Genomic DNA, 7,130 nt, shown 5'->3' on the forward strand with positions numbered 1-7,130 from the left:
CGGGGCCGGGCGCGTCAGCGCCCGGCCCCGCCTCCCCGTCCTTGTCCCGGAGGGGTGCTCGGGGCGGCGCGGTCAGCCGTAGCCGCCGCTGCCGAAGGCCCCGCCGCCGACATTCGGCCCGTGGTCCGGGCGCGCCTCCCGGCCCTTGCCGGTGCTGTGGCTGCTGTGGGTCTTCATGTTGTACGGGAGGAGCCGGTCCTCACCCTCGTGCGGGAAGGTGTCGGCGTCCTCCTCCCGTACTTCCTCGATGTGCTCCCGGTGATCGGGCTTGTGCGGCTGTTCCTCGGCGGTCGGGGGGACGAACTTCTCCCGCCGGATCGCGTCCCACCAGATGGTGCTGGTCAGCAGGGCGACCAGAACGACGCCGATGACGATGATGACGGTGATCATGGTGTCTGCCTCCAGGGAACCGGGATGGCACACGGTGCTTTGATCCCAGTGTGACCCCATAAGCTGCTTTTGTGCAGACGGAGACCCGCGCGGACCCCTCCGGAGCGGCCCGGGGCCGCCCTAGAGTCGGCGTATGAGCCCCGACCGCCCCGACCTCCGCACCCGCTGGTCGCAGACGCTCCGCGCCGCCCGCCCCGCCGGCTCCGGCGCCCCGGACCCGCTCCCGTACGCCGATGAGCTGCTCGCCCGCTGGGCCGAGCCCCAGCGCCGCTACCACACCACGGCCCACCTCACCGCCGTGCTCGACCACATCGACACCCTCGCGGACCACGCCGCCGACCCCGCGCTCGTACGCCTCGCGGCCTGGTTCCACGACGCGGTCTACCTCCCCGACCGCTCCGAGAACGAGGAGCGCTCGGCCCGCCTCGCCGAGCGCGCCCTCCCCGAGGCGGGTCTCTCCCCGTCCGGTACGCGGGAGGTCGCCCGCCTGGTCCGCCTCACGGTCACCCACGCCCCCGGGGACACCGACACCAACGGCGCCGTCCTCTGCGACGCCGACCTCGCGATCCTGGCCTCCGGCCCGGACGCCTACGCCGCGTACGCCGCCGCCGTCCGCGAGGAGTACGCCTTCGTCCCCGACGACGCCTTCCGCGCCGGCCGCGCCGCCGTCCTCGGCCATCTCCTCGCCCTGCCGAGGCTCTTCCACACCCCGCACGGCACCCGGCTCTGGGAGGCCCCGGCCCGCCACAACCTGGCGACGGAGCTGGCCCTCCTCGCCTAAAATCGGCGGACACCAGAGGGCCGGCGCCGGACAGCCGGCACCGGATGGCCGTACCGACCGGGACCGGGGGCTCATGGCACGGCAGAGGGCCCTCCTCATCGGGGCCGGCGACTACGACGACCCCATTCCGTCGCTCCCCTTCGTCAAGGACGACCTCCAGCGGCTCGCCGCCGCCCTCACCGAGCGCGGCTTCGACTCGGCGGAGGTCGCCGAGCCCCGGCGGGGAGTCACCCGCAACGTCGTCGACGGGCAGATAGCCCGCTTCCTCCGCGACGCCGGGCCCGCCGACACCCTCCTCATCGTGCTCAGCGGGCACGGCCAGCACTTCGAGGGCGACGACTACCTCATCCCGGAGGACGCCAGCTACGAGATCAGCCCGTTCTCCGACAGCTGTGTGAAGATCGGCTGGGGCAGGGAGCTGGAGAGCTGCGAGGCCGCGCGGATCGTCTTTCTGATCGACGCCTGCCGGGAGGGCCTGGAGCGCGACTCCATGGCACCGGGCGGCGCCCCGCGGGGCTGGAGCCGCCGCAAGATCGCCGCCGCGCTGCGGCGCAAGGTCGCCTATGTCTACGCCTGCTCACCGGCGCAGGTGGCGCTGTATGTGCGCCCGTCGGACACCGTCCGGGAGGGCGGCGACTGCGGCACGGCCCCCGGCGAGTCGTTCAGCCTCTTCTCCCGCGCCGTGTGCGATGTCGTCGCCTCCCACCCGCACGCGCTCGACCTGGAGGCGTTCGGCGAGGCCGTCCAGGAGCGGGTCCGCCTGCTCCACACCGGATACGGCAAGACCCGGCCGCTCCAGCGGATCCGGATCGTCGCCGACATCCCCGAGCGGGAGTTCACCGTCCTGCCGGGACCGGTACGCGCCCCGAACGAGCACCCCTGGAAGCGCGCGGTCGCCCGCCACCCCGCCTGGGAGCGCACCGACCCCGAACTCGCCCCGACCACCGAAGCCCTGCGCACCGCCTGCACCGCGCTGGCCGAACACCTCGCCGGACAGTACGGGAACACCCGCGCGAGCGGCCTCGGGGACGACCCCTGGCACGACCCCGACGTGGCCGGGCGCGTCAGCGAACGGCTCGGCTTCCTCATCGGCAGGATGGTCAGGGGCACGGTCCTCTCCCCGGGCGAGGCGGCGCTGCTCGCTCTGCTGCCCTTCCTCGATACGGCGTTCTGGACGCGGGAGGCGGCCCGCCGGGTGGGGGTGCTGAACGCGGCCCCGGGCGAGGACGGCGGGTTCCGGGAGTTCCTGCGGCAGTACCCACGGCTGGAGCGCCGGCTCTCCGACGGCCGCCGGCCGGACGCGGAACGGGCCCGGCCCGTCCTGTGGTGGGTCTTCCACCGCTGGCTGCCCCAGCAGCCGGCTGCCTACGCCCCCGGCGTCCTCGGCGAGTGCCTCGGCGCGGTGCCCGGCGCCGACCCCGTCGTGGAGCGGGTCCTCGGCCGGGAACGGCTGCTGCGCTTCGTCCAGGACCGGCGCACGGCCCCCTTCTCCGCACCGCGCCCCGGCACCCTCGCGGACAGCGAGGTGATCGCGGCGGCCACCATCCACGAACACCCCCTGCGCGAGACGCTCGTGGCCTGTCTGCTGAAGGCCGCGCACGCCCTCGCGCTCGACCCCGCCGATCTGCCCGCCGTGGTCGCCGAGCACCTCGGCATCTCCGACAGCGTCGACCTCGGCGCACTGCGCGAAACCCTCCGCGCGGCGCAGTGGACGGTCTCCGGCAGCGGCCGTTCGCTGCACGCCGTCTGCCGGCACCCGGCGGTGGAACTCGCCCTCCAGGAGCACACCGGCCGCGTGGACGCCCTGCTGCGCGACCTCAATGTGCTCGCCGCCCGCCCCGGCAGCCCCGCGGACCCGCTGGCGACCCTCCCCGCCCACGCCAACGCCGACGGGGTGCGCCAGAGCTGGGCCGCACCCGACGGACTCTCCTCGGGCATCCGCTTCCATCTGGCCGAGGACCGGGTGCAGCGGCTCCTCATGGGAAAGGAGCTGTACGGCGATGCCGGTCTCGCCGTCCGCGAGCTGTACCAGAACGCCCTGGACGCCTGCCGCTACCGCGAGGCCCGCACCGAATGGCTGCGCCGGACCACCGGCCGGACCGTCGAGTGGACCGGGATGATCGACTTCACCGAGGGCGAGGACGAGCAGGGCCGCGCCTATCTCGACTGTGCCGACAACGGCGTCGGCATGGGGGTCCGGGAACTCGCGAGCACCTTCGCCCAGGCCGGCACGCGCTTCACCGACCTCCCGGAGTTCGTGCGGGAGGCGGCGGAGTGGGCCCGGCTGGACCCCCCGGTGGAGCTGTACCCGAACAGCAGGTTCGGGATCGGGGTGCTCAGCTACTTCATGCTGGCGGACGAGATCACCGTGGAGACCTGCCGGATGGGGAGGGACGGGTCGCCGGGGCGGACGCTGCGGGTGACGATCGCCGGGCCCGGGAATCTGTTCCGGGTGGAGGATCTGGGGGAGGGGCGCGAGGCGGGGACGAGGGTGCGGCTGCATCTGAGGCGGACCGCCGACCGGACATCGGTCGTGGACCATCTCCTGGGGGTCCTGGCGGTGGCGCAGTACCGCACCCGGGCCCGGGACGGCCGGGATGATCGCGTCTGGGAGCCCGGCCGGCTCCTGCCGCACGGCACGGTCGAGGCCCTCGCCATGTCCCAGGTGGTCAGAGGGGATTCCCGGCCGTCGGGCCATCCCGATCTCTGGTGGCACCCCGGTCCGGGCCAGTTGCTCGGCGATGGCCTCTCCGTGAACACCGACCGCTTCTGGAACGTGAGAATCCCCCACGGTCTCGTCGTCAACCTCCAGGGGGCGCACCGTCCGGAGCTGACCGTCGACCGGACCCGGCTGCGCTCCTACGACGAGACCCATGTCCACGGTCTGTTCCGCTCCACCGTGGCCGGGCTGGTGGACTCACACCCGTCCCTGGTGACCCGGACATGGATCGCCGACCTCGCGCGGCACTCGCCCGATCTCGCCGACCTGGTCGTCGAGGAGCTGCGGAAGAGGGACCGTCCGTGGGACGGCTTCCCGCTGAGCTACCGCACAACGGGCTTCTTCGAACCGGATCTGCTGCTCGTGCCGTTGCTCACCGGCGACTACGACCACCCGGACACCCCCTTCCGGGACCACCACTCCGAGCTGGTCCGTGCGCTTCCGGAGAAGATCCTCCGGTGGCGGCTGCTCGCTCTGCACTCCGCGCGGGGCGATCTGGCCCCGGCAGCTCCGCCGGACGGACACCCGCCGCTGCCGGCACTCCCCTCGGACCTGCACCTCCTCAGCGATTCCCCGAACGGCCCCGGACGCTGGCGGAGCTGTCTGACCCAGGGGCCTCCGGGTTCGGAGATCCTCTCGCCGTATCTCGCCCATCAGCCCTCACCGGCACTCACCGCCACCGGCTGGTCCGTCCTCGCCACGCTGTTTCCCTGGCGTTATGAGCGCGAGGTGGACGCGGGAGCCGTGTTCCACCTCATGGCCACCACCAAGCGATCGGCCGGTGAGACGGCCGATCGACTGGCGGCGCTCGGATACCGCGTACCCGGCCTGGGGGCGGCGCGCGGCGCGCTGCCGTCCGACAATCCCTTGCTGGGACCCGGCCATGGCCGCCTGCCGCCCCCGGGACATCCGGTCTCCAGACTCCAGGTCTTCCAGCGCGCCCGGTTCGGCGGAAGTCCGCGCGCGACGGCCCGGAGGCTCGGTGAACTGGGTTATCCGGTGGACGGTTCCGACTATCCGCCGGAGGTCGATGAGGATGTTCTGCTGCTCCTGCCCGAGTTGCGGTCCCGCCCTGCCGAGGACCAGCGGCTGTCCCCCGGTGAGGCCATGATCCTGGCGGCCCGCGTCCGCCGGCCGGTCGGCGTGGTTCTGCGGAGCGCCGCGCTCCTCGGACTCTCGGCTCCGGGGGAGAGCGAGACCCGTCGGCTCATGGAGCGGAACACCGAGCTGGTGACGCGACTGGCACGGCACGGAGCGCGGGGCGGAGAGGTCACCCGCGCCGAACTGGTCACCGTCGCGGCCGACCTCGGAGTGCTCCCCGAAGAGGTCGCCGCCCGGGCCGTCCAACTCGGTCTCGCGGTCCCGAGCCGGGTACCGGGGCCGGAGTGGCTGGACGGAGAGTCCCGGGCCGTCGTGGTGGGCCTGTCCCGCCGGCTCCCGGACCGCCGGCCGGTCACCGTCCGGGACCTCGACGCGATCAGCGAGGCATCGGGTCTGGACATCGACCGGGTCGGGGTGAGGCTGAGGCGCCTCGGCTACCGGGTCAGGGAGACCCGCCGACAGCGGGGTTTCCGCCGCTCGGACTGGCTGCTGATCGAGCGGCACGACCTCCGCGGCCGGCTCACCCCGGACACCGTCCACGCCGCCGCCCGGCACACCTGCCGGCCCCCGGAGGTCATCGTCGCCGCCCTCCGTGAACTCGGCCTCCCCGCCGGCCCCCTCCCCGAGGAGTTCCAGCGGGACCTCCTCGCCGGGGAGGTCCTCCACCGGTCCCTGAAGGGAGAGCAGCCCCTGCCCGACCTCCCGGGCGCCCCCGTCTCCCTCCGTGCCATCGCCGCCGTCGCCATGCGCCACCGCACCACCTTCCGCGCCGCCGCCGAGCGGGCGAGCGCGCTCGGGATGCGGCACTCGGCGGAGGGGTGGTTCGACGGAGCCGCCCCGTCAGGGGCGGACGGCCGGGGCCCGCTCCAGGAGTGCGGTGAGGATCGGCCCGGAGTGGGTCCACAGAAGGGCGCCGCCGATGCCCGGGACGAGCCGGTGGCGGGCGGCGGGGATACGGGTGGTGAGGAAGGCGCCCTGGTCCGGTGAGTGGGTGGTGTCCAGCTCTCCGTACCAGAGGTCGACCGGGACGGTGATGTCGGCGAGGGCGAACGGCCAGCGGCCCATCGCGAGGACGGTGTCGCGGGCGTAGCCCGCCGGGCCCCGGGCGAAGCCCTCGGCCAGGGCGCGGCGGTGGGCGGCGGCGAAGGCGGGGTCCCGGAAGACGGCGAGGTCGGGTTCCGGGCTGCCGCCCAGGACCAGGTTCTCCATGGCGTCCGCGCCGAACCCGGCGAAGAACTCCTCCGCCCCGGCCGGGTCGGTCACGGCCCGGTGGACCAGCTCCCGCAGCTCCGCCGGGAGCGCGGCGGCGAACTCCGGTGCCGCGACCTCGTCCGCGCCGGAGACGAGGGCGAGCGCGGAGACGAACCCCGCCGCCGCGCAGGCGAGGGCGAAGGGCGCGCCCTGGGAGTTGCCGACCATGAGCGGGCGGCCCAGGCCGCGCAGGGCGGCGAAGTCGTGGATGTCGGTGGCGAAGCCGGCGAAGGTGCGGCCGGGGGCGGGGGTGGAGGCGCCGAGGCCCGGGCGGTCCACCGAGATCAGCCGGACGCCGAGCGCCTCGACGGCCTCCGGGCCGAAGCCGAGCCGGCGGCTGGTGGCCGCCCCCGGGCAGAGCAGCACGGGCACACCGTGCCGCGGTCCCCACTCGGCCCAGCCCATCAGCCGCCCGCCGGGCAGCCGGGTCTCACCGAGGCGGGCAGGATCGTTGGCATATGCACTCATGGGTCGTCATCCTGGCAGCGCCCACCGGGACTCTTCTCCGGGTTTCCACCCTGTGGGAAGAGCCGGGGATCTAGGCTGACGGGCATGAGCGACAGCGCACCCGTGCCGGAGATGGAGACCCTGCCGTTCTGGGTCGAGGCGACCGACCAGGATCTGGAGGAGGCCGCTCAGGGCGGCGACACCATGGGCCTGTTCAGCCGGGACAACGACGCCGTGCTGCGTTCGGTCCCTCTTGGGCCCCTCCGCAAGAACCTCGCCGACACGGTGGACGCCCTCCAGAAGGTCTTCGAGGAGGTGGCGGCCCGTGGGGGTGCGCTGCCGCTGGCGGAGGCGCAGTTGTCGTTCCAGGTCACGGCGAGCGGGAGCATCCAGCTCATCGGCAGCGGGCAGGTGCAGGGCACCCGGGGGCTGACACTCACC

General features: G+C 73.9%; 4 protein-coding genes and 1 pseudogene. 3 read left to right on the forward strand and 2 right to left on the reverse strand.

All coding sequences use genetic code 11. The annotated features are described in order from the left end of the window. Positions 1–72: 72 nt before the first annotated feature. On the reverse strand, positions 73–390 hold the full coding sequence (locus ABT122_RS27285; protein ID WP_351557659.1) for a DUF6479 family protein: 318 nt from the start codon (positions 388–390) through the stop codon (positions 73–75). Between the two features lie 133 nt (positions 391–523). Between ABT122_RS27285 and ABT122_RS27290 the strand changes: the two genes are divergently transcribed. Both ABT122_RS27290 and ABT122_RS33680 read left to right on the forward strand, forming a co-directional pair. Further along, on the forward strand, positions 524–1,171 hold the full coding sequence (locus tag ABT122_RS27290) for an HD domain-containing protein (protein ID WP_351557662.1): 648 nt from the start codon (positions 524–526) through the stop codon (positions 1,169–1,171). 73 nt (positions 1,172–1,244) lie between these two features. After that, a pseudogene (locus tag ABT122_RS33680) lies at positions 1,245–3,062 on the forward strand (HD domain-containing protein); the annotation flags it as partial. Positions 3,063–5,831: 2,769 nt separating this feature from the next. On the opposite strand, the gene ABT122_RS27300 reads toward ABT122_RS33680, so the two are convergent. Beyond that, positions 5,832–6,710 (reverse strand): alpha/beta fold hydrolase, encoded by an 879-nt coding sequence (locus ABT122_RS27300; RefSeq protein WP_351557665.1) that lies wholly within the window; start codon positions 6,708–6,710, stop codon positions 5,832–5,834. Between the two features lie 84 nt (positions 6,711–6,794). Between ABT122_RS27300 and ABT122_RS27305 the strand changes: the two genes are divergently transcribed. Then, positions 6,795–7,130: Pepco domain-containing protein (locus ABT122_RS27305; RefSeq protein ID WP_351557668.1), on the forward strand; the 336-nt coding region annotated here is incomplete at its 3' end.

Source organism: Streptomyces sp. NPDC001985 (assembly GCF_040296845.1).
In the GTDB taxonomy this organism is placed as follows: Bacteria; Actinomycetota; Actinomycetes; order Streptomycetales; family Streptomycetaceae; genus Streptomyces.

Coding starts and splice junctions, on each gene's coding strand:
- ABT122_RS27285 (WP_351557659.1), bottom strand. CDS start 390: ATGATCACCGTCATCATCGTCATCGGCGTCGTTCTGGTCGCCCTGCTG.
- ABT122_RS27290 (WP_351557662.1), top strand. CDS start 524: ATGAGCCCCGACCGCCCCGACCTCCGCACCCGCTGGTCGCAGACGCTC.
- ABT122_RS27300 (WP_351557665.1), bottom strand. CDS start 6,710: ATGAGTGCATATGCCAACGATCCTGCCCGCCTCGGTGAGACCCGGCTG.